Here is a 1008-nt window from a genome sequence, read left to right as displayed (position 1 = left end):
TTTATCTCAACCCCTCTTACGGCTTTTGGCTCCCTTTTTGCTTTATAAAACAGGGGGAGGGGGGGGGTATGGCCAAGTGGTTGATTTTTAAGGAAACCATGTCTGAAAATGCTTTAAATGTAAAGCATTTGTAAAGCATTTCCATCCCGCCTTCCTCCTTTCCCGTGTCATTATCTGCTTGCATGAAATCCTTGTTTATTCTACCTTACCCCTCCCAACCTCCCCTTATTAAGGGGAGGATTAAATCCCCTCCTTTATCTTGTTTATTCTACCTTACCCCTCCAACCTCCCCTTATTAAGGGGAGGATTAAATCCCCTCCTTTATAAGGAGGGGCATAGGGGAGGTCTTTCCTCCGTGTCTCTGTGGTTAATATATTATGGGCTTAAGGAACGGGTCTACCCGAACTGGTTCGGTCAAACGAGGACAGGGGGGTTCGTAAAATTCTTGCCCTTTTGCGGGGGAAGGGGGAATAATATCCGAGCGAGCCCTAAATACGGCTTAAAAACTTATTTATCAGTATCTCCATCAAAATCGACAGGGAAATTGACAGCACTATGCAGGCGAGAATCGAGACTGCGATAGGCAACTTTACTAATGACATAAAAAGCATCATTGCAACCCAGTGCCACAAGTAAATTCCATATGAATACTTGCCTAAAAAAATGAGCGGATTAATCTTTTTGAATTGTAAACTATAAGTTCCACTCATGCCCAATATTGGAACTAAATAATAAAACACCTCCCTTATTGTAGAGTATTTGCCAAAAGGAAGCTTAAAGAAATCAATAAACAAAATGACAGACATTAGTGCAAGTGCAATGGGCGCAAAGGGGATTCGACTCTGACTGTTACTAAAAGTGTTGATTGCCAACCTAATTGAGAATCCAATGATGATGTCCCTGTAAGTTGTTGAAGTAGGAAGCGACCCCCGATTAAAATGATTCACTGAAACCAAATCAAAAGGAGGTCGCTTTCTATGGGAAAAAGATACCGCAAAATGGAGAGAA

General features: G+C 41.8%; 1 protein-coding gene. It reads right to left on the bottom strand.

The annotated features are described in order from the left end of the window. Nucleotides 1-488: 488 nt before the first annotated feature. Nucleotides 489-1008 (bottom strand): acyltransferase family protein (locus tag Q8K99_12810; protein ID MDP2183436.1); only part of this gene is annotated, 520 nt, incomplete at its 5' end.

Source organism: Actinomycetota bacterium (assembly GCA_030682655.1).
Classification (GTDB): Bacteria; Actinomycetota; Coriobacteriia; order Anaerosomatales; family JAUXNU01; genus JAUXNU01.
This window is presented reverse-complemented; position numbering and strand designations above follow the sequence as displayed.